Annotated in this window: 15 protein-coding genes; 8 read left to right on the top strand and 7 right to left on the bottom strand. The window is 68.7% G+C overall.

Features of this window, described 5'->3' with window-relative positions:
* The 4 genes from DKM19_RS33750 to DKM19_RS33735 all read left to right on the top strand — a co-directional run bounded on the left by DKM19_RS33750 (position 1) and on the right by DKM19_RS33735 (position 7,150).
* Positions 1-951, top strand: coding sequence for an RNA polymerase subunit sigma-70 (locus DKM19_RS33750; RefSeq protein ID WP_239513727.1), 951 nt, complete (start codon positions 1-3; stop codon positions 949-951).
* Between the two features lie 118 nt (positions 952-1,069).
* Positions 1,070-2,176: a serine hydrolase domain-containing protein gene (locus DKM19_RS33745; RefSeq protein WP_110701381.1), complete on the top strand. Its 1,107-nt coding sequence runs from the start codon at positions 1,070-1,072 to the stop codon at positions 2,174-2,176.
* Positions 2,177-2,306: 130 nt separating this feature from the next.
* On the top strand, positions 2,307-3,164 hold the full coding sequence (locus DKM19_RS33740) for a sulfotransferase (protein WP_110701379.1): 858 nt from the start codon (positions 2,307-2,309) through the stop codon (positions 3,162-3,164).
* Positions 3,165-3,916: 752 nt separating this feature from the next.
* The gene (locus tag DKM19_RS33735; protein WP_110701377.1) at positions 3,917-7,150 is read left to right on the top strand and encodes a glycosyl hydrolase 115 family protein; all 3,234 of its coding nucleotides are present in this window, start codon (positions 3,917-3,919) and stop codon (positions 7,148-7,150) included.
* 42 nt (positions 7,151-7,192) lie between these two features.
* Here the strand turns inward: DKM19_RS33735 and DKM19_RS33730 are convergent, their stop codons facing one another.
* On the bottom strand, positions 7,193-7,579 hold the full coding sequence (locus DKM19_RS33730) for a VOC family protein (protein ID WP_110701375.1): 387 nt from the start codon (positions 7,577-7,579) through the stop codon (positions 7,193-7,195).
* 195 nt (positions 7,580-7,774) lie between these two features.
* On the opposite strand from DKM19_RS33730, the gene recQ reads away from it, so the two are divergent.
* Positions 7,775-9,592: a DNA helicase RecQ gene (gene recQ / locus DKM19_RS33725; RefSeq protein ID WP_305000270.1), complete on the top strand. Its 1,818-nt coding sequence runs from the start codon at positions 7,775-7,777 to the stop codon at positions 9,590-9,592.
* 69 nt (positions 9,593-9,661) lie between these two features.
* Here recQ and DKM19_RS33720 read toward each other — a convergent pair whose 3' ends face one another.
* Positions 9,662-9,922 (bottom strand): hypothetical protein, encoded by a 261-nt coding sequence (locus tag DKM19_RS33720; RefSeq protein ID WP_204358359.1) that lies wholly within the window; start codon positions 9,920-9,922, stop codon positions 9,662-9,664.
* A gap of 436 nt (positions 9,923-10,358) precedes the next feature.
* On the bottom strand, positions 10,359-10,592 hold the full coding sequence (locus tag DKM19_RS33715) for a hypothetical protein (protein ID WP_110701373.1): 234 nt from the start codon (positions 10,590-10,592) through the stop codon (positions 10,359-10,361).
* 344 nt (positions 10,593-10,936) lie between these two features.
* Here DKM19_RS33715 and DKM19_RS33710 point away from each other — a divergent pair, with 344 nt between their 5' ends.
* Entirely contained in the window at positions 10,937-12,121 is a 1,185-nt protein-coding gene (locus DKM19_RS33710; RefSeq protein WP_239513726.1) for a hypothetical protein, read from the top strand.
* A 132-nt stretch (positions 12,122-12,253) separates the two neighbouring features.
* Here the strand turns inward: DKM19_RS33710 and DKM19_RS33705 are convergent, their stop codons facing one another.
* Genes DKM19_RS33705 through DKM19_RS33690 form a run of 4 tightly spaced genes read right to left on the bottom strand, consistent with a single transcriptional unit; the run spans position 12,254 to position 16,390 of the window.
* Positions 12,254-13,255, bottom strand: coding sequence for a LacI family DNA-binding transcriptional regulator (locus DKM19_RS33705; RefSeq protein ID WP_110701369.1), 1,002 nt, complete (start codon positions 13,253-13,255; stop codon positions 12,254-12,256).
* 53 nt (positions 13,256-13,308) lie between these two features.
* Positions 13,309-14,184 carry a carbohydrate ABC transporter permease gene (locus tag DKM19_RS33700; protein ID WP_110701367.1) on the bottom strand — a complete coding sequence of 292 codons (876 nt, stop codon included), beginning with the start codon at positions 14,182-14,184 and terminating at the stop codon, positions 13,309-13,311.
* Complete coding sequence (locus tag DKM19_RS33695; protein WP_110701365.1) at positions 14,184-15,086, bottom strand: carbohydrate ABC transporter permease; 903 nt, start codon at positions 15,084-15,086, stop codon at positions 14,184-14,186. Before DKM19_RS33695 ends, DKM19_RS33700 begins: the two co-directional genes overlap by 1 nt.
* Positions 15,083-16,390 carry an ABC transporter substrate-binding protein gene (locus DKM19_RS33690; protein WP_110701363.1) on the bottom strand — a complete coding sequence of 436 codons (1,308 nt, stop codon included), beginning with the start codon at positions 16,388-16,390 and terminating at the stop codon, positions 15,083-15,085. The genes DKM19_RS33695 and DKM19_RS33690 overlap by 4 nt, the downstream gene beginning before the upstream one ends.
* Positions 16,391-16,607: 217 nt before the next feature.
* On the opposite strand from DKM19_RS33690, the gene DKM19_RS33685 reads away from it, so the two are divergent.
* Both DKM19_RS33685 and DKM19_RS33680 read left to right on the top strand, forming a co-directional pair.
* Entirely contained in the window at positions 16,608-18,800 is a 2,193-nt protein-coding gene (locus DKM19_RS33685) for a beta-galactosidase (protein WP_239513725.1), read from the top strand.
* Between the two features lie 217 nt (positions 18,801-19,017).
* Positions 19,018-20,133, top strand: a complete 1,116-nt coding sequence (locus DKM19_RS33680; protein WP_110701361.1) for an arabinogalactan endo-1,4-beta-galactosidase — start codon at positions 19,018-19,020, stop codon at positions 20,131-20,133.
* Positions 20,134-20,255: the final 122 nt, after the last annotated feature.

Below are 20,255 nucleotides of genomic sequence, written 5' to 3'. Positions count from 1 at the left end.
GTGGACGGGTTCGGTGAGCGCGTCGAGGAGCACCGGCGAGAGCTGCACGTGCACTGCTACCGGATGCTCGGCTCCTTCGACGAGGCCGAGGACCTGGTGCAGGAGACGTTCCTGCGCGCCTGGCGGCGGCGCGACACCCTGCGGAGCGAAGCCGGTCTGCGCGCCTGGCTGTACCGGATCGCCACCAACGCCTGCCTGGACCACCTCAGGGCGCACCCCCGGCAGCCACAGCCGCGCTCGGCGCCGGCCGCGTCCGATCCCGGGCTCGACCCACCGGCCTCGGGCGCGGTTCCGTGGCTCCAGCCGTACCCCGACGCGCTGCTGGACACGGCCGACATGGTGATCGATCGCGAGACGATCGAGCTGGCCTTCCTGGTGGCGATCCAGCACCTGCCGCCCAGGCAGCGCGCGGTGCTGATCCTGCGCGACGTGCTCGGCTGGTCGGCGGAGGAGACCGCCGGGTCCCTGGAGCTGACCGTCGCCGCGGTGAAGAGCGCCCTGCAGCGCGCCAGGCCGACGCTCAAGGAGCACCTGCCCGCGCAGCGGCTGGAGTGGGCTCCGTCCGCCGAGCCCACCCCGCAGGAGCGCACCGTCCTGCAGCGCTACATCGACGCCATCGAGCAGGCGGATCCGTCCGTCCTGGCCGGAGTGCTGCGGGCCGACGTGTGGCAGACGATGCCGCCGGCGCCGATCTGGCTGCTGGGGCGCGAGACGTTCCTGGCGTCGTGGACTCCCGCGATGGTGGGCCCCGAGGCCTGGGGCGACTGGCGAATGCTCGGCACCTGGGCCAACCGGCAGCCCACGGCGGCCGCGTATCTGCGTAGAGCCGGCCAGTCTGACTTCCTGCCCTCATGGCTCGGGGTCCTGCGGGTGGAGGACGGGCTGGTGACCCAGGTCACCACGTACGGGGAGGAGACGTTCTCCCGGTTCGGCCTTCCGCCCTCGCTCTGAGGCTCCTGAGGCGGATCCGTCTCCTCTCCCGTCTCTGTTCCGGGGCCTTCGAAGGCGGACCGATTCCTTTTTCGCGCCCCTCTCGTCTTACGGGGGAGCTTTCGAGAGAGGAATCATAATGACCGACCTTCAGAAGAACGTGCAGGCCGCCATCGACGAGCTCGTCGAGTCGGGAGCCGAGCGCGGCGTACAGGTCGCCGTCTACCGGCGTGGCGAACTCCTGGTCGACGCGGTGGCGGGCATCGCCGACCCGGAGACGGGCCGTCCCTTCACGTCCGACACCCCGGTCTACAGCACCTCGACCGGGAAGGGCGTGACCGCGACCGTCGTCCATGTGCTGGCTGAGCGCGGGGCGCTCGGCTACGAGACCCCGATCGCGGAGGTGTGGCCGGAGTTCGCCGCCCACGGCAAGGAGAAGGCGACCGTACGGCACGCGCTGACACATGCGGTCGGCGTGCCCGGGGTGCCGGTCGGCACCACGCCCGAGGACCTGTGCGACTGGGACAGGATGTGCGGCGCGATCGCCGACGCCACGCCGTGGTGGGAGCCGGGAACCCGTTTCGGCTACCACCCGCAGACCTACGGCTACATCCTCGGCGAAATCGTGCGCCGGGTGACCGGGAAGCGTATCTCGCAGGTGCTCCGCGAGGAGGTGGCGGGGCCGCTCGGCGTGGCCGACGAGCTCTTCTTCGGGGTGCCCGAGTCCGAGCTCGGCCGGCTGGCCAGGATCGAGGAGGCCGGGCCCGCGATGGAGATGCCCGCCGAGATGCTGGCCGCGATCCCGTTCTTCAGGGTGGTCGACGGTTACACGGCCGCACCCATGGCGGCGATGCCGGACGCCGCGTTCAGCAACCGCCCCGACGTGCTGAGCTCCGACATCCCGGCGGGCGCCACGATGACCGCCCGCGCGGTGGCGCGCATGTACGACGCGCTGCTCGGTGGAGCGCTCGTCTCTCCCGACCGGTTGCGCGAGCTGTCCTCCGCCGCGGTGACGGGCACGGACGAGGTCACGGGCGGCCCCGGCACCTGGGGGCTGGGTTACTCGGTCGGCCTGACCGGGACGCTCAGCAGCCCCACCCTGTTCGGGATGGCCGGCAGCGGGGGCACCGCGGCCTTCGCGGACACCGCCACCGGGATCAGCGTCGGCCTGACGAAGAACCGGGCCTCGGCCGGTGAGTTCGGTGTCGTCGACCGGATCGGCCAGATCGTGCTTCAGGTGGACTAGTCACCCTGGGCCGCCAGCGGGGGCTCTGATCCATGTTGCCAGGTCAGAGCCTCCGGGGGGACGATCATGTGAGGGGTTTTGACACCCACTTCCAAGCTAATCTTGAGGTAGCTTCGCTAGCGTTCTTGCCATGGGTTGGAAAAGCAAGGTCAACGTTGCCCTGGAAGAGGCGACCGGATACCGGTTCAAGAAGATGACAAGCCAGGAGCCCCCTCCGCCTCCCGCTCCGGAGATCCGGCCACCGGCCGACCCGGAGGCGGATCGCCTGCTCACAGCGCCGATCTTCGTGCTGTCTCCGCCGCGTTCGGGGTCGACCCTGCTCCGGGTCCTGCTCAACAGCCACTCCCAGCTCCACGCACCGCACGAGATGCACATTCGCAGGCTCACGGTGAATCTGACCACCGACCCCGTGCAGCAGGCGATGGAGGCGCTCGGCCACAACCAGAGTGACATCGAGCACATTCTCTGGGATCGGATGCTCCACCGGGAGCTGGTGAGGAGCGGAAAACCGTTCATCGTCGACAAGACGCCGAGCAACTCGTTCGCCTGGAAACGCATCGCCACCTGCTGGCCCGATGCCCGTTTCATCTTTCTCCTGCGGCATCCGGCCTCCGTCGCCCGATCCTGGCACGAGGGCGATCCGGAGGGGCGGCCGATGGAAGAGGCGGTGCGCCACACCGTCCGCTTCATGCGGGCCGTCGAGGACGCCCGGAAGGCGTTCGACGGGCTCACCCTGACCTACGAGAACCTGACCGAGTCGCCGGAGGAGACGCTGCGAAGCGTGTGCGACTTCCTCGATGTGCCCTGGGAGCCGGGCATGCTCTCCTACGGGGACCACGAGCACGGCGGGTTCGTCAAGGGCATCGGCGACTGGAAGGACAAGATCCGCACGGGGAGCGTGCAGCCCGGCCGTCCCCTCCCACGACCGGACGAGATGCCGCACGACCTCCTGCCGATCTCTGAGGCCTGGGGATATGTGAACCGTTGAACGGCGGTGTCGCCCGATGCGTCGCGGACGCCGTGGAGACATCGAGGGCGGCGGTGAACTCCGGGGCGAGAGCGGGGAGCGGGTCCGCTCCGGAGGTGCCCTCGGCGTGTTGCCCAGGCCGGTCCGCTCCGGAACCGCCTTCGGCGTGACAGTCGAGCCGCTCCGCTCCGGAGTCGCCGCTCGCGTAGGGGTGGGCCTTCGGCGGCGACTCCGAGGTGAGTCTCCTCATCGGTCCGTTCTGAGCCCTTGCCGTACGCCAACGGCCGCGATCCCTTTCCTTCACGCTCCCGCCTGGGCCGATCGGGTTCAGCGTGAAGGAGGAGACATCCGGAGACGCCCTGAATGAATACGGGTTTCGGAGGGCGCCCGATGTCCGAATCGGTGGGAAACGCCCCTCGGGGTGGGCGCGAGGCGATCGAGCGGATTCCGTGCGCGCGCCTGCCGGTGCGAGGCGACGTGGTGTCGTGATGCCATGAAACGTTCATGGCCCGCCGCTCACCGCGAAGCGCGGCGCCTTCGATGCCGCCCGGCGAGTTCCGCCAGGTCACTTCCACGGTTGCCCGGGCGGTGCCGGTCAGGGTGGTGAATGACGGACGTGATCGGCGTGGATTCGGCGGTCTTCCACGGGAGCCTTGTTGACCGGGCATGCCGGTATGGCTACCATCCGGTTAATTTGATTGCCCTCCGAAATTTTCGGTAACGAGTAGAAACTTTCATTCAGCAGTAATCCATCCCCCCATGGAGATCGCGAAATGAGAAGGTTCGCCATCGGTTTACCGGCCTCCGCGCCCGCGGTGCGGCAAGCACCGTCGCGGTTCCTGAGACTCCTGCTTTCGCTGACGGTCGTGGCCGCCGCCACCGCCCTCGCCACCCCCACGGCCTGGAGTGCGGAAAAAGACCCCGGATCCGCCGGTGACGCGAGGAAGGAGAGCCTCGTCCACGGCAAGTCGGCCGATCCGGACACGTTCATCTCCACCACCGCGGGTCCCGGGCGCTTCCCGCTCGTGGCGGCCGGCAGGGCCGCGCCGCTCGTGGTCGGCGCGGACGACCATCCGGGGGTGATCCGGGTGGTGAACGACCTCCAAGCCGATATCAAGCGGGTCACCGACGTCCAGCCCGCGGTCTCGTCCGGCCGGATCCCGTCGCAGAACGACGTGGTGCTCATCGGAACCATCGGGAAGAGCCCGCTCATCGACAACCTCGTGACCGCGGGGAAGCTGGATGTGACCGCGATCGCGGGCAAATGGGAGACGTCCCTCCAGCAGGTGGTGCAGAACCCCCTGCCGGGCGTCCGCCGTGCGTTCGTGATCGCCGGCAGTGACCAGCGCGGGACGATCTACGGTGCGTACGAGGTCTCGAAGCAGATCGGCGTGTCCCCCTGGTCCTGGTGGGACGACGTTCCCGCGCGTCACCAGGACGCGCTCTACGTGCTGCCCGGGCGCCACAGCCAGGGCACGCCGAAGGTGAAATACCGCGGGTTCTTCATCAACGACGAGAACCCCTCCCTGGGCACCTGGGCGCCCCGCTTCTTCGGCCCCGGCCTGGCCCCGGGCTTCGAGGGCGGCTTCAACAGCAAGTTCTACGCCAAGGTCTTCGAGGTCATGCTCCGGCTCAAGGCCAACTACCTCTGGCCGGCGGTCTGGGGCCGGGCGTTCGCCGAGGACGACCCGGCGAACCACCGGACGGCCACCCAGTACGGCGTCGTGATGGGCACCTCGCACGAGGCGCCGATGATGCGGGGCATCGAGGAGTGGAACCGGCACGCCGTGGCCGCGGTGCGCGACAGCCAGGGCAACATCACCAAGCCGGGCAGCGACCCGTTCGGCGGCACCGGTGAGTGGAGCTTCCGCCGCAACGGCGAGGCCATCAAGAAGTACTGGGCCGAGGGCATCCGGCGGATGAAGGAGCAGAACTACGAGGGCGTGGTCACCCTCGGCATGCGTGGCAACGGCGACGTGAGCCTGCCCGACGGCGACGGCATCGAGCTGATGGAGAGCATCCTCGCCAGCCAGCGCGAGATCCTGGCCGCGGAGAGCGGCGAGGACCTGGAGACGATCCCGCAGGTCCAGACCCTCTACAAGGAGGTCCAGCGCTACTGGGACCAGGGTCTGCGCCCGCCCGACGACGTGACCGTCGTCTTCTGCGACGACAACTGGGGCAACATGCGCAAGCTGCCCAACCCGCAACTCGCCGAGCGCAGCGGCGGCTACGGCATGTACTACCACTTCGACTACGTCGGCGGCGGACGCAACTACAAGTGGGCCGACACCGTCAACCTCGCCAACACCTGGGAGCAGCTGAGCACCAGCTACACCTACGGCGTGGACCGGCTCTGGGTCGTCAACGTGGGCGACATGAAGAACGAGGAGCTCCCGCTCCAGTTCTTCCTCGACTACGCGTGGGACCCCGACCGCTGGCCGCTGGAGCGCCTCGGTGAGTGGGAACGGCAGTACGCGGCGCAGAACTTCGGGCCCAAGCAGGCCGAGGAGATCGCCGAGGTCCTGAGCACCTACGGACACCTGCAGTCCCGCCGCAAGCCGGAGCTGCTGAACCGCCGGATCAGCCTCGATCCCGCCAAGAACCCCGCCACGGACTCCTCCGCCGTGGTCTACGACGACAAGGACACCCCCTTCAGCCTGACCGCTTACCAGGAGATGGACCGGATCACCGCGGAGTGGCAGCGCCTCGCGGCGAAGGCCGGCAAGATCCGCGACTCCCTGCCGAAAGCCTATGACGACGCCTACTACCAGCTCGTCTACTACCAGGTGAAGGCGACGGCCAACCTCTACGCGCTGCGCAACGCGCAGTTCACCAACATCCTCTACGCCAGGCAGGGACGTGCCGCCACCAACGACCTCGCCGACCTCGCCCAGGCCCGGTTCGACGAGGACCAGGCGATGTCCGCCTACTACAACACCACGCTGGCCGGCGGGAAGTGGAACGGGTTCCAGCTCCAGCCGAAGATCGGCTACGGGGATGTGGAGCGGTACGGGCCGAACGCGCCCTGGCAGCAGCCCGAACTGAACAACGTGGCCCTGCCCGACGCCTTCTACCCGTACCTCCAGCGGATCGAGGTCCCGGGCGGCTCGGACCTGGGCGTCGCCGTCGACGGGTCCGACAAGTGGTGGCCGGCGGAGCGGTCTCCGGCGGTGCTGCCCGCCTTCAGCCCGTATCAGAGCCTGCCGGAGCAGTACATCGAGGTGTTCAACCGCGGCACGAAGGCCTTCGACTACACCGTCAGGCCGTCCGTGCCGTGGGTGAGCGTCACGCCGAAGGCGGGCCGCGTCGGCAAGCAGGTGCGGGCCACCGTGCGCGTCGACTGGTCGCGCGCCCCGAAGGGGAGGACCGAGGTGCCCATCACGGTCTCCGGGCCGAACGGCACGAGCGTGGTCGTCAAGGCCGTCGTGGACAACCCGTCCATGCCGGACAGGCAGGTCAAGGGCTTCGTGGAGGCGGGCGGTCACGTCTCGATCGAGGCCGACCACTACACGAAGGCCGTGACCGCCCCCGGGGTCGGCTGGAAGCTCATCCCGGGCATCGGGCGGACCGGGAACGGCATGACGCCCTCCCCGGTCACCGCGCAGAGCCGGACACCGGGCGGCAACGGCCCGCGTCTGGAGTACGCGATGACCACGTTCACCACCGGGCCCGTCAAGGTCTCGGCGTTCCTGTCGCCCAGGAACAACGTCCTGCCGACGGACGGGCTCAAGTACGCCGTCTCGATCGACGACCAGGCGCCGCAGATCGTGAACATCACGACCGCCACCGGCGCCAACGACACGACCATGAACAGGCAGTGGGAGCGGAACACGTCTGACAACGTCAACGTGACCACCACCACGCACACGATCGGCACGCCGGGCGCCCACGTCCTGAAGATCTGGATGGTCGACCCGACCGTGGTGGTGCAGCGGCTCGTGGTGGACACGGGCGGCGTCGTGCCCAGTTACCTGGGACCGCCGGAGAGCATGAGAGCCGGACGGTAGCCAGTGTGATCATCGGGGCGGTCCTCCACGCCGCCCCGATGATCACCTCTGGTCGCGCCGCAGGGGGTGGTCGCCGGGGATCTCGACGATGACGATGCGCACGCCGTCCGGATCCTCGATCCACGTCTCGACGAGCCCCCACGGTTCTTTCCGCGGTGCCCGAGTCACCCGGACCCCGGAGGCGACCAGCCGGTCGTGTTCGGCGTGGACGTCGCGGACCTGGAGCCAGATCTCGAGCGTCCGTCCGCGCGTGCCGTCGGAACGCCCGGAGACCTCCAGGAACCCCTGGCCGAGGAAGAACACCACGCCCGGATCGTCGGGCGGCCCGAACTCGCGGTAGACCGCCAGGCCGATCACGTCACGGTAGAACCGGCGACTGCGGTCCAGGTCGGCGGGACGCAGGAGAATCCGGCTGCTGAGCACTTCCATGCTCCAATCCTGCCCACACCCCGAAATCATCACCGCAACCTCCGCGCGCAACATCAAACCGGAGATTCTTCCGCGAATGCCGATATATGCGCTTACATGGTCATCGCGTGCCGCGCGGGTTTCCCCCCGCTCGCCGTCGCGGGCAGCATGATCTCGTACAATGACCCGATGACCTCCCCCGCGAACGATCCCGAGGTGAGCGACGCGTCGCGCGTGCTGAACCGCGTCTTCGGCTACGCCTCGTTCCGGGAGGGCCAGCAGGAGATCATCGAGCATGTCGTCTCCGGCCGTGACGCGCTCGTGCTCATGCCGACCGGCGGCGGCAAGTCGCTGTGCTACCAGATTCCCGCGCTCGTGCGGGAGGGCGTCGGCATCGTCGTCTCACCGCTCATCGCGCTCATGCAGGACCAGGTCGACGCCCTGACGGCGCTCGGCGTGCGGGCGGGGTTCCTCAACTCCACGCAGGATCACGAGGAGCGGCGCCGGGTCGAGTCGGCCTTCCTCGCCGGTGAGCTGGACCTGCTCTACCTCGCACCGGAACGCCTGCGGGTCGAGTCGACGCTGAGGCTGCTCGATCGCGGCAAGATCTCACTGTTCGCCATCGACGAGGCACACTGCGTAGCCCAGTGGGGGCATGACTTCCGGCCCGACTACCTGGCACTCTCCACGCTGCACGAGCGCTGGCCCTCCGTGCCGCGCATCGCGCTGACCGCGACCGCCACCGAGGCCACCCACGCCGAGATCGCATCCCGGCTGAACCTGGGAGAGGCCCGCCATTTTGTGGCGAGCTTCGACCGCCCCAACATCCAGTACCGCATCGAACCGAAGAACGAGCCCAAGCGGCAGCTCCTGAAACTGCTGCGCACCGAGCACCCCGAGGACGCGGGCATCGTCTACTGCCTGTCGCGGGCCTCCGTCGAGAAGACCGCCGCGTTCCTGGTGGAGAACGGATTCCAGGCGCTGCCCTACCACGCGGGGCTCGACGCGCGGGTCCGAGCCGAGAACCAGTCGCGCTTCCTGCGTGAGGACGGCGTCATCATGGTCGCCACCATCGCGTTCGGCATGGGCATCGACAAACCCGACGTGCGGTTCGTCGCCCATCTCGACCTGCCCAAGTCCGTCGAGGGCTACTACCAGGAGACCGGCAGGGCCGGGCGTGACGGCCTGCCCTCCACCGCCTGGCTGGCCTACGGTCTCCAGGACGTCGTGCAGCAGCGCAAGATGATCGACACCTCCGAGGGCGACGCGGCCCATCAGCGCCGCCTGGGCAGCCATCTCGACGCCATGCTGGCCCTCTGCGAGGCGGTCGAGTGCCGCCGCGTGCAGCTGCTCGCCTACTTCGGCCAGCAGAGCACCGCCTGCGGCAACTGCGACACGTGCCTGTCGCCACCCGAGTCCTGGGACGGTACGGTCGCCGCCCAGAAGCTCCTGTCGACCGTGCTCCGGCTCCAGCGTGAGCGGCGCCAGAAGTTCGGCGCGGGTCAGATCATCGACATCCTGCTCGGGAAGCAGACACCGAAGGTCATCCAGCATGATCACGCGTCCCTGACGGTCTTCGGCGTCGGCACGGAGCTGAGCGAGACCGAGTGGCGCGGGGTGGTGCGCCAGTTGCTGGCCCAGGGCCTGCTGACCGTCGAGGGCGACTACGGCACGCTCGTGCTCACCGACGCGAGCGCCGAGGTGCTGGGCAGACAGCGGCAGGTCCCGCTGCGGCGCGAGCCCGAGCGGGCGGCACGAGCCGCCAAGCCCGCCAAGGCCGGCAAGTCCCCCCGGGCCACCCCCGCCGACCTGCCCGAAGAGGCTATGCCGATCTTCGAGCTACTCCGCGCCTGGCGTGCCGCCACCGCGAAGGAGCAGGGAGTGCCCGCGTATGTGATCTTCCATGACGCGACCCTGCGCGAGATCGCGACCGGGCTTCCGTCGTCCCTGGCCGAGCTGGCCATGATCAACGGCGTCGGCGAGAACAAGCTCGCGAAGTACGGGCAGGAGATCCTGGACGCCCTCGCCGCCTGATCCGGTGCACCGGCGCGGAACCGTCGTCCGCGCCCTCGCCGGATCGGTCAGGTCGTGATCAGGGATCGGTCAGGTCGTGACCGGGATGGCCGGTCGGGCCCGGCCGACCGCTTTCAGGGCCCAGCGCATCCGGGCTTCGTACGCCTCCGGATGGTCGCCGGCCTCCTGGGCGACAAGAGCCGCGCAACGGGCAGGGTCTGCATGGCAGAGGCGTATCTGGTCTTCGATGATCATGCGCACCTGATCCGGCGACGGATCTTCCGATGCCTGCAGGGCGGAGGCATAGAGAACTCGCGCCAGGTCGGACACGCTCATCATGGTTTTTTCCATCGCATGTCTCTTCCCCGGGGGCTTCCAAGTCTGACGGACCTTCGGCTACCCCCGCTACTGATTTAACACGTATTCACCTCCTCATCATCTCGCCGGGCACTGACATTTTCCGTTGATTCGGCGACCGGACGGGATGCGCGGCCGCAGTGGGCGTTTCCGGAAGCGACCGCTCAAGGGAGGCGGTTCGGGACGGAATTTCGGGGGCATGGCGGACCGCGATCCGACGTGTCACCGGAACGATCCCATTCGCCGTGTCCAACGGCTCGGCCGGACGGCGTGTCCCCGCTCCATCGTCGCCAGAACGGCGGTGGAGAGGGGAACGGGCACGGCTCGGCTCACGGCCTGACGGGATCGGCCCGCCGGCTCGCTCATCGGTTCGTATTCGCCCATGCCGAGATGACCGGCGCCCACCCGGGGTGGCGGCCGTCCCGGGGGATCACCCGGATTGCGTCGTAAGGCGATCGAAGAGTGCGAGCGCGGCCTGCCGTACCTCGTCGGGAGAGACGCCGTCGAGGGCGTCCCTGGCCTCGGTGAGGTCGCGCGTGGTCGCGCAGGTGATGGCCACCGACTTGGCTGCGGTGCGGTCGAGCAATCCGGCCAACTCGTTGTCCGCCAGCTCCTGAGCCTTCGCGGCGAGATCGAGATTGTCGTGCGTATGCGGGTTGGTCAACGGGTTCTCCTCAAGTGCTGGCGGTTCGGTCAGGGTTGATCACTCATGCCGACCCGGATGTCGAGAGTGACACATAGCTCACAAGACCAGGAGTAGCGACACGAAACCGCGCGTGACGGCGAACTCCCGTGCGATCCGCTCTTCCTCACCGGCAAACCGGAGCGAAAAAACGCCAATCCAGTCACAATGGCAGCATCCGTTTCGCGAACAAGCTGCCGACATTCTGGAAGGATCGCGTAGATATCCTGTCGGACATCGAGACTGACGGACAGTGACTGATGCCCCCCATCGATCAAATCACCACCTTCATATCGGACCAGCCAGTCGGAACGATCATCATTTGCGTGTTCGCCCTGATCCTTCTGGTTCTGGCCTTTTTTGTGTTCCGCGCGGCCTACCGCGCGGGAACCCGGTTCTTCCACCGCTTCGTCGCACCCCGTCCGGTGGAGGACATCCTCACCATCGTCGCAGCCAGCATCGCGACGGGAGTATCCGCCCAGGGTATGTGGCGTTTCTCCGGCGACGTGCTGGGCTTCGACGGGCCGCTGAGGTTCCTGCTCTTCGCCTTCATCGAGGTCGCCGTCATCACCAGCGCGGTGCGGGCGCGCCGCAACATGAGGGAGAACTACTCCGCGGGCATCGACGGCGTCGCCGTATGGGCGCTCACCTGCCTGACCGCGGTCCTGTCGAGCATGGACGCCCGCAGCCTCGCCGAGGCCGTCTTCCGGCTTGCCGCCCCACTGGTGGCGGCCTGGCTGTGGGAGCGCGGCATGGCGATCGAGCGGCACCGCATCACCGGGCGTTCCCGCATCAACTGGCGGATGACCCCCGAACGCGCACTGGTCCGCATCGGTCTGGCCGAGGTCAGCGACCGCACCGCGAGCGAGGTGGACGCGCACCGCAGGCTGACCCGCGTCGCGCTGGCCGCCAAGCGCGCCCGTGCGCTTCGCGAGGCCGGGGCGTCCAACCGGAAGATGCGGGCGGCCCTCGTCAAACTGGACCGTGCCATGGATCGCGCGGTGGAGCACAGCGGCCTGGCCGTCGACTCCGCCCGGCAGGAGGCGCTGCTCTCCCAGATCGGGGCGCTCTACAACACCGCCGCCCTGATCGACCTGACCCCGCCCGTCCCGTGGAGTCACGAGACCCGGGAACCGGTCGCGCGCCCGGCGGTGTCGGCGGCGCCGGTGATACTGCTGGCCGATGACGACGACGAGGAGCTCCAGCTGCTGGACGGGCCCTCGCCGGTCGTCGACACGGCGCAGCGCGCGGCCCAGATGCGTGCCGCGCGGGAATACTGGGACAACCAGATCGAGCGGAAGTTCGTCCCCCGCGCGACCGACATCGCCCATGAGACCGGCATCGCCGTGGCCACCGCCCGCGAGTATCGCGCCCTGTGGAAGCTGGAGCCCCGAGCCCACGCGCTGCTGGAGGCCGCGTACAACGAGCACGGGATCATCGACACGGGGACCTTCCCCGCCATCGAGACGGAGCACGTCCTGACGGTCAACGGCTCGTCCCCCAACCGCTGACCCGCCGCCGGGAGATCGGAGATCCGGTCTCCCGGGAACCAGCCGACGCCGGTCGGGCCCCAAACCGGGCAGAGGGCAGCAGGACAACGGACGCCCCGGCAGCGGGCCGCCGGGGCTTAGGCGCCCACCCGGCTAGGTGGACTCGCGGACGATGAGGGTCGTCGGCAGTATCACCGGGTCCAGGTGCTCGGCCCCGTCGATGAGGGCGAGCAGCAGACGGACCGTCTCCTCGGCGACCCGTTCCAGGGGCTGCCGGATGGTCGTGAGCGGGGGGTGCGTGGAGAGCGCCACCGTCGAGTCGTCGAACCCGCCCACCGCGACGTCCTCGGGCACCCGCCGTCCGGCCGCGCGCAGGGCCGACAGCGCGCCCGCGGCCATCAGATCCGAGGCGACGAACACCGCGTCGATGTCGGGGGCGCGCTCCAGCAGCCGGGCCATGGCGCTCTCCCCGCCCAACTGGGTGTAGTCGCCGTGCTCGATCAGCTTCTTGGACGCCTTCCTGCCGAGGATGTCGGCGAAGCCCTCCAGGCGCAGCGCGCCGCCGGGGGTGTCGAGCGGGCCGGTGATGGTGGCGATCCGCCTGCGGCCCAGCTCCACCAGGTAGCGCGTCATCTGCCGGGCGCCCTCGCGGTCGTCGGCCGCCGCGTAGGGGATCACGTTCTCCCGCCCGATGACCGCCCCCTGGGCGACGACGGCCACCGGGATGTCCACCAGCGCGTCGACCAGCGTGTCGCCCGCGTGGGTGGAGACCAGGAACACCCCGTCGGCGTGGCCGCCGCGCAGGTAACGCACGACCCGGTCGCGGTCGCCGGCGTTCGCGGCGATCATCATCACCAGCGACACGTCCCGCTCGGCGAGCCTCCGGGTGGCGGTCCGCAGGAGCACGCTGTAGGTGGGATCCTCGAACAGCTTCTCCTGAGGTTCGGACAGGACCATCACCACCGAACCGGTCCGCTGGGTGACCAGGCTGCGGGCGGCGCGGTTGAGAACGTATCCCGTCTCGGCGATGGCCCGCTTGACGGCGGCGTGCGAGGCGGGACTGACGTAACGGTCGTCGTTGAGCACTCGGGAGACCGTTCCCCGGGAGACCCCCGCCACCGCCGCGACGTCGTGAATGGTCGGACGCTTCGCCATGCTGCCATTGTCCCCTCGGCCGGCGGCCCGCCGACCGTCAGCTTGCCCGATCACTAGTTTTTCACGGCTCCACCGGCCAGGTCGGTCCGCCAGTAGCGCTGCATCGTGAGGAACAGCGCGATCAGCGGGATGATCGAGATCAGCGTGCCCGTGAGAATCAGGTTGTACAGCGACGGCTGGTTGGCCCCCGCCGCGAGCAGCGTGTAGAGCCCGACCGTCAGCGGAAACTTCTGGTCGTCGCCCAGCATGATGAAAGGCAGCAGGAAGTTGTTCCAGATCGCCACGAACTGGAACAGGAAGATGGTCACCATGCCGGGAAGCATCAGGGGCAGGGCCACCCGGCGGAGCAGCAGCAGGTGGCCGGCGCCGTCGATGCGCCCGGCCTCCAGCAGGGCGTCGGGAATGGCGGCGGTGGCGTAGATGCGCGCCAGGTAGATGCTGTACGGGTGCAGGATCTGCGGCAGCAGGACCGACCAGTAGGTGTCCGCGAGCCCGATCTTCGAGAACAGCAGATACTGGGGGACGGCCAGCACCACCGCGGGCACCAGGATGCCGCCGATCAGCAGGTTGAAGATCAGGTTCCGGCCGCGGAAGCTGTACTTCGCCAGCGCGTAGCCGGAGACCGCCGAGACCGCCGTGGACAGCAGCGCGCCGCCGCCCGCGTAGAGCAGCGTGTTCAGCATCCACAGCCAGAACACGCCGCCGCGATAGTCCGCCAGGTCGGAGATGTTGGACAGCAGTCCGGTGCCGGGGGTGAAGGTCGAGGTGGAGAAGAGCTCCGCCTTCGACTTGGTGGCGGCGATCAGCACCCAGCTGACCGGCAGCAGGCAGTAGAGCGCGCCGAGCAGCAGGATCGCGGTCGGTGCGATCCCGTACGGCCTGCGCACTCTCGCCCGATGCCCTGCTCCGGCAAGGGTTGTGGTGGCCATCAGCCCTCCCCGAAGGCGCGGTTGCGGACGACACGCAGGAAACCGAAAGAAAGGACAAGGGAGATCGCCGCGATGACGATCGAGGTGGCGGCGGCCGAGTAGAGGTCGCCGGTGACGAACGCGTCCCGATACACCTTCATCAGCGGGCTCCAGGTCGAGCTGATCGTGTTGGTCAGCGGCCGCAGGGTGGTCGGCTCGGTGAACACCTGGATGGTGGCGATGATGGAGAACACCGTGGTCAGGATGATCGCGGGCATCATGATCGGGATCTTGATCCGCAGGGCGATCTGGATCTCGCCCGCCCCGTCGATCCTGGCCGCCTCGTAGTAGGTCCTGGGAACGGCCCGCAGGTTGGTGTAGAGCACCAGCATGTTGAAGCCGACCCCGCCCCAGACGGCCACGTTGGCCATGGAGAAGGTGACGGCGCCGGTGCCGAGCAGGTCGATGTCGAGAACCTGCCGGATCGGGCTGAGACTCGGCAGGTAGAGGAAGCCCCAGAGCAGGCTGGCGGCCACGCCGGGCACCGCGTACGGCAGGAAGACGGCGATCCTGGAGAAGCGCGCGAGCCGTACGTGCGCCGAGTCCAGCAGCAGGGCGAACAGCAGGGCGAGGCCGAGCATGACCGCCAGCACCAGCAGGCCGTAGCCGAGGACCCGGAGCCAGCCGGCCCACAGCTCACCGTCGGTGATCGCCGCCGAGTAGTTGTCGAGGCCGACGAAGATCTCGGTGCGGGAGTTCTTGCCCAGGCCCAGCCCGGAGACCTTCGTGCGCCGCAGGCTGAGATACGCCGTGTAGACGATGGGGACGGCCACGAACAGCGTGAACAGCACCATGGCCGGTGCGAGGAAGAGGTAGGGGACGGCGCCCGCGTCGCGGGCGCCGCCACTGCGGCGTCTCGTCATTGGGTGAGCTGGAATCCGGACTTCTGCATGTCGGCGACCGTCGTCTCCTGCATCGTCTGGACGGCGTCGGAGAAGACGGACTTGTCATGGACGGCCTTGTCGAAGGCGTCCTTGAAGGCGTTGTAGGTCACGTTGACGTTCGGCCCGAAGGTGAAGCCCCGCGCGCCGGCGGAGATGGCCGCGGCCTGCTCCCAGAAGTCGGGCTGGTTGGAGAAGTAGTCGGGCGCCTCACCGAGGAGACCGCCGCCCTTGGTGGAGGCCGGATAGACCGCGCCCTCCTTGACCAGCAGGCCGAGCGCCTGCGGATCGGTGTTCAGCCAGGTCGCGAACTGCGTGGCGGCGGCCTTGTTGGGAGACTTCTCGGCGACCGCGGTGGACGATCCGCCCCAGAAACCACTGAGGCTCTCGCCCGCGTTCCACTGCGGCAGCGGCGCGATCGCCCACTTGCCCTTGCCGTTCGGCGCGTTGCCGGACAGCACGCCCGGGCCCCAGACCGCCGACGGCCAGGTCAGCAGCTTGCCGTCGTTGAGCGCCTTGTTCCATTCGGGGGTGAAGTACGGCTGACCGTCGATGGCGCCTTCCTTGACGAGGCCGCCCCAGTAGTCGGCGACCTTCTTGGTGGGCTCGTCGTTGATCCCGACCTTCCACGACTGGCCGCTGATCGACCACCACTGGGCCCCGGCCTGCTGGGCCAGGCCGACGAACGCGCCGGGGTCCTTGCTGGAGAACGTGCCGAGGAAGACCTTGGGATCCTTCTTCCGCACGGTGCGGGCGGCCTCGGCGTACTCGTCCCACGTCTTGGGAACCTCGATGCCGTACTTCTTGAACAGGTCCTGGCGGTAGTACAGCATCATCGGGCCGCTGTCCTGCGGGAGCGCGTAGACCGCGTCGGTCCCCAGCGTGACCAGGCCCCAGATCCCCTCGCTGAACTCACCCTTCGTCTGGCTCACGTCGTTCTTGATGTCGGCCAGCGCGTCGGCGGCGACGAAGGACGGCAGCATCTGGTACTCGGCCTGGACCAGGTCCGGCGGGTTGCCCGCCTTGGCCGCGGTCAGGAACTTGGCGGCGGCGTCGTCACCCCCGGCCTGCTTGCTGATCGTGACCTGGATGTCCGGGTGCGCCTGGTTCCAGACCGCCGCGATCTTGTCCATGTTGGGGACCCAGGACCAGTAGGTGAGCGTGACCGGCCCCGCGGGAGCCGAACTCTGCGCGGCGGGGGCCGGCTCCTGGGACGCGCCGGAACATCCGGCGACCAGGGTGGCCAGGGCCGCGCCCACTGCCACTGCGAGCCGGTTTCTGTGCATGCGTTCCTCCGTGTCGGGGGGGTGGGAGGTATCGGGACCTGATCATATCCGAGCTTCTGTGAACGTTCACAGACTGAAATCCCGTACGTATCGCTGTCAATGCCTGTTACGTTCTCGTTAACTACGAGGTAGGGCCAGCTATCTCGTGGCGACTCTTCCCCGGATGTCGGCTTTGGATTACTGTGCACGTTCACAGAAATAATTCGAGGGGGAGCTGTTGCCTGGATATCCCGTCCTGCCCGAGGGCATCGCCTACGGCGGGGACTACAACCCCGAGCAGTGGCCGGAGGAGGTCTGGCACGACGACGTCCGGCTGATGCGCGAGGCCGGGGTGAACCTGGTCAGTCTCGGCATCTTCAACTGGAGCCTGCTGGAGCCCGCCGAAGGCGTGTACGACTTCGGCAGGCTGGACAGGATCATCGACCTGCTGGACTCCTCCGGCGTCAAGGTCGACCTGGCGACCCCGACCTCCTCACCGCCCGTGTGGTTCAGGAAGGCGCATCCGGACAGCCGCCTCGTCGACAGGGAGGGCCACGTGATCGCGGGCGGCTCCCGGCACAGCTTCTGCCCGAGCTCCCCGCACTACGCCACGGCCGCGGGGCGGATCGCCGAGCGGATCGCCTCCCGGTACGCGAGCCATCCCGCGGTGGTCATGTGGCACGTTCACAACGAGTACGGCTGGGCGAACGCGCAGTGCTACTGCGAGACCTCGGCCGAGGCGTTCCGCGACTGGCTGCGTGAGCGGCACGGGGACGTGGGCGCGCTGAACGCGGCGTGGGGGACCACGTTCTGGGGGCTGACCTACGGCTCGTTCGAGGAGGTGGAGCCGCCCCGGGTCGCGCCGGTCGGCCAGCTCACGGGCCTGCAGCTTGACTTCGCGCGGTTCTGCGTCGACGCCCACATCGCCAACTTCCGCCGCGAACGCGACGTCATCCGCCGCTTCAGCGACCTGCCGGTCACCACCAACTTCATGATTCCCAACTGCAGGCCGATGGACTACTGGCGGTGGGCGGGCGAGGTGGACGTCGTCTCCAACGACCACTATCTCGACGCCGCGCGGGCCGACGGTCACATCGAGCTCGCGCTGGCCGCCGACCTCACCCGCTCGGTGGCGGGCGGCAGGCCGTGGATGCTCATGGAGCACTCGACCGGCGCCGTCAACTGGCAACCGCGCAACCTCGCCAAGCGGCCGGGGGAGATGCGGCGCAACAGCCTGGCCCATGTCGCCCGCGGGTCGGACTCGGTGCTGTTCTTCCAGTGGCGGGCCTCCCGCTACGGCGCGGAGAAGTTCCACTCGGCGATGCTGCCGCACGCGGGGACCGGCTCCGAACTCTGGAACGACGTGGTCGCCCTGGGGGCGGAGCTCGGCAGACTCGGCAAGGTCCGCGGCTCCCGCGTCGAGGCCGAGGTCGCGCTCGTGTGGGACTGGGAGTCGTACTGGGCGCTCGAACTGGAGTGGCGTCCCACGGCGGACCTGGACTTCCGCGAGCGGGTGGAAGCCTTCTACGAGGCGCTCTGGCGGGAGCACGTCACCGTTGACTTCGTCCACCCTTCCGCTGATATTTCGGGATACAAGCTGGTTGTCGCGCCGAGCTCCTACCTGCTCACCGAGGCCTCCGCCAAGAACCTCCACCGCTACGTCGAGGCCGGCGGACACCTGGTCGTCTCCTACTTCTCCGGCATCGTCGACGAGAACGACACCATCCACTCCGGCCCCTATCCCGGAGTCCTGCGTGAGGTGCTCGGCCTGTCGGTGGAGGAGTTCCATCCGCTGCGCGAGAACGAGACGGTCGCGCTCGGAGACCACGGCCTGACCGGGCGGATCTGGTCCGAGCGCGTCCGCCTCGCGGGTGCGCACGCCGTACAGGACTTCACCGAGGGCCCCGACGCGGGCCATCCCGCGGTGACCTGCCACGAACTGGGTGCGGGAGCGGCGTGGTACATCGCGACGGCCCTCGACCCGGCTCGCGACGGAGATATGGCCTCCGATCTGTCTCACGAGGGCGGCCCGGTCCCCGATTCGGCTCGCGACGGCGATGCGGCCCTTGACCCGTCTCGCGACGGAGAGACGGCCTCCGACCCGGCCTGCGACGGTGACGTGGCGGAGGGCCGCGATTCGCACGGGCTTCTCGGCGCGATTCACGACGGCGGCGTGGCAGGCGGCCGTGAGCTGCGCGGGGTTCTCCGCGCGATCCTCGACCGGGCGGGTGTGTCCCGGCCTCGCGGCCTGCCCGACACCCTTGAGTTCGTACGGCGAGGCGACCACGTCTTCCTCATCAACCACGACGACGAGCCCGTCACGGTCCGCGGGGTGAGCGGGACCGGGGTGTTCGACGGTGCCGAGTACCCGGGGCCCGTGACCGTGCCGCCCGGTGGCGTCACGGTCGTCGAGCGGGCCGGGGGCGCATGATCTCCCTCGGTGCCGCGCCGGTCACCTGGCCGTGACGCGTCATCGAGGGTCTTCGGGGGTGTCCGCATCACTCCTCTCCAGAGCGAGGATCCATGAAAAAGACCCTGGTGGCGCCGGTCCCGCGCGCCGCCGCAGCCCTCACGTCCTTACCCGCGCCGACCCGGTTCGCCCACTCGTGACGGCGAACACCATCCGTCCTCTCCTGACCGGAGGAACCATGCGAAGGATCTTCGCGGCGCTGTTGCTGTGCGCCGCCGTACTCACGGCCGGGCAACCGGCGCACGCGGGCACCGGCCCGGATCATGACGGGCTTCCGATCAGGGGAGCCGACGTCTCCAGTCTGGCCAAGTCGGAGGCGTTCGGCGGGATCTACCGCTCCTCGAACGGCAAACGCGGAGACGCGCTGGCCATCCTGCACTCTGCCGGGCTCAACTACGTCCGGCTGAAGGTCTGGGTGAACCCGGTCGACGGCTACAACGGCAAGACCCAGGTGCTCCGCCTCGCCAAGCGGGCCAAGGCCCTCGGCATGGGGCTGCTGGTCGACTTCCACTACTCCGACAGCTGGGCCGACCCCGGAAAGCAGAACAAGCCGGCGGCCTGGAGCGCCCTGCCGTTCGACGCGCTCAAGAAGGCTCTCCACGACCACACCTACGACGTGCTGAACGCGCTGAAGGCGCAGGGCACCAAGGCCGACATGGTGCAGATCGGCAACGAGCTGAACGGCGGGCTGCTCTGGCCGGACGGCAACTGGGAGAACTGGCCGAACCTGGCCGCGCTGCTCAACGCCGGCTACGACGCGGCCAAGGCGGTGTCCCGCTCGACGAAGGTGGTGCTCCACCTGGCCGACGGCGCCGACAACGGCCTGTACCGCTGGTGGTTCGACACCGCCGCCACCTACGGCGTCCGGTACGACGTGATCGGCCTGTCCTACTACTCCTACTGGCACGGGACGCTCGAGGCGTTCCAGGCCAACCTGAACGACGTGGCGTCTCGGTACGGCAAGCCGGTCGTGCTGGTGGAGACGGCCTATCCCTTCACCGCCGCCGACGACGACGGCCTGGAGAACATCATCACCTCCACCGAGCCCTATCCGGGCTATCCGGCCACCCCGGAGGGGCAGGCGGCGATGATGCGGGCGGTGACGGAGGTGGTCCGGTCGGTTCCCGGAGGCCGTGGCCTCGGCGTCTTCTACTGGGAGGCCACCTGGACGGGAGTGCCCGGCAACGGCTGGGATCCCGCCGACCCCTCATCCGGCAACGGCTGGGAGAACCAGGCACTGTTCGGATTCGACGACCGCCTGCTTCCGACGGTGAAGGGGTTCCTCCGCCGGTGAGGTCCGCCGGGCTCCCGCGATCGCCATCACGATCGCGGGAGCCCCGGCCTGCCTGATGCTCGGTGTCCGGTGCCGGATATCTCCGATGCTTGGTGCTTGGTGTCTGGCATCTGGTTCCGGGT

It is taken from the genome of Streptosporangium sp. 'caverna' (assembly GCF_003203775.1).
Lineage (GTDB): Bacteria > Actinomycetota > Actinomycetes > Streptosporangiales > Streptosporangiaceae > Streptosporangium > Streptosporangium subroseum.
Note: the sequence above shows the minus strand (reverse complement) of the source record. Positions and strands in the feature narration are given on the sequence as shown.

What these genes read in the sequence shown, in the direction of transcription:
- DKM19_RS33745 (WP_110701381.1), top strand. Translation starts at nt 1,070, where the DNA reads ATGACCGACCTTCAGAAGAACGTGCAGGCCGCCATCGACGAGCTCGTC.
- DKM19_RS33740 (WP_110701379.1), top strand. Translation starts at nt 2,307, where the DNA reads ATGGGTTGGAAAAGCAAGGTCAACGTTGCCCTGGAAGAGGCGACCGGA.
- DKM19_RS33735 (WP_110701377.1), top strand. Translation starts at nt 3,917, where the DNA reads ATGAGAAGGTTCGCCATCGGTTTACCGGCCTCCGCGCCCGCGGTGCGG.
- DKM19_RS33730 (WP_110701375.1), bottom strand. Translation starts at nt 7,579, where the DNA reads ATGGAAGTGCTCAGCAGCCGGATTCTCCTGCGTCCCGCCGACCTGGAC.
- DKM19_RS33720 (WP_204358359.1), bottom strand. Translation starts at nt 9,922, where the DNA reads ATGGAAAAAACCATGATGAGCGTGTCCGACCTGGCGCGAGTTCTCTAT.
- DKM19_RS33705 (WP_110701369.1), bottom strand. Translation starts at nt 13,255, where the DNA reads ATGGCGAAGCGTCCGACCATTCACGACGTCGCGGCGGTGGCGGGGGTC.
- DKM19_RS33700 (WP_110701367.1), bottom strand. Translation starts at nt 14,184, where the DNA reads ATGGCCACCACAACCCTTGCCGGAGCAGGGCATCGGGCGAGAGTGCGC.
- DKM19_RS33695 (WP_110701365.1), bottom strand. Translation starts at nt 15,086, where the DNA reads ATGACGAGACGCCGCAGTGGCGGCGCCCGCGACGCGGGCGCCGTCCCC.
- DKM19_RS33690 (WP_110701363.1), bottom strand. Translation starts at nt 16,390, where the DNA reads ATGCACAGAAACCGGCTCGCAGTGGCAGTGGGCGCGGCCCTGGCCACC.
- DKM19_RS33680 (WP_110701361.1), top strand. Translation starts at nt 19,018, where the DNA reads ATGCGAAGGATCTTCGCGGCGCTGTTGCTGTGCGCCGCCGTACTCACG.